The organism is Neisseria sp. P0021.S007, assembly GCF_051956855.1.
This window is the reverse complement of record NZ_JBQCXA010000858.1, coordinates 1-578: the sequence shown is the minus strand read 5'-3', so window position 1 is coordinate 578 and position 578 is coordinate 1. Positions and strand designations below refer to the sequence as shown.

The window sequence follows — 578 nt, the reverse complement described above, 5'->3', positions numbered from 1 at the left end:
ATCCTAAACTTGTCTAGTCAAGCATACTAAACAATTAATAGTTTAGAATTCTAAATAATCATTGTTTTTACTAAGTATTTTTTAGCTGGGATTTTTTTGCGATGGACTTGAAAGGCAGACTTCAGGAATTGATGGATGAACACGGTCTAATTACTCAACAGGACTTGGCAGACTTCGCAGGTGTCTCAAAAGGTCTTGTCGGGCAGTGGTTCAATGGGCAGACTGGCTTAGGAAAAAAGCCGTTATTGGCATTTGAGAAGAAGACAAACTTTTCTACTCGATGGCTGGCAGATGGTTTAGGTGATAAGTATAGGAAGGATTTAGGAATGTATAGGTCGTCTGAAAACCTTTCAGACGACCCTTCAGACGACCATATCCGTTTCGAACGGCTGGACGTTATCGCTGCGCTGGGCGACGGATACATCAACAACGAGACGGCGGAGGTCGTCGATTTCGTCCATGTCGATAAAGCATGGGCGCGCGAAAAACTCGGAGGCAATCTATCCCGTATCCAAGTCATCACCGCGCGCGGCGATTCGATGCAAGGCACCATCGAGGACGGCGACGTACTCTTCGTC

2 pseudogenes are annotated in these 578 nt (G+C 46.0%); both read left to right on the top strand.

The features are described from left to right. Positions 1 to 101: 101 nt before the first annotated feature. Positions 102 to 275 (top strand): annotated as a pseudogene (locus ACTHUR_RS16360) (helix-turn-helix domain-containing protein); the annotation flags it as partial. A 51-nt stretch (positions 276 to 326) separates the two neighbouring features. Further along, positions 327 to 578, top strand: a pseudogene (locus tag ACTHUR_RS16355) (hypothetical protein); the annotation flags it as partial.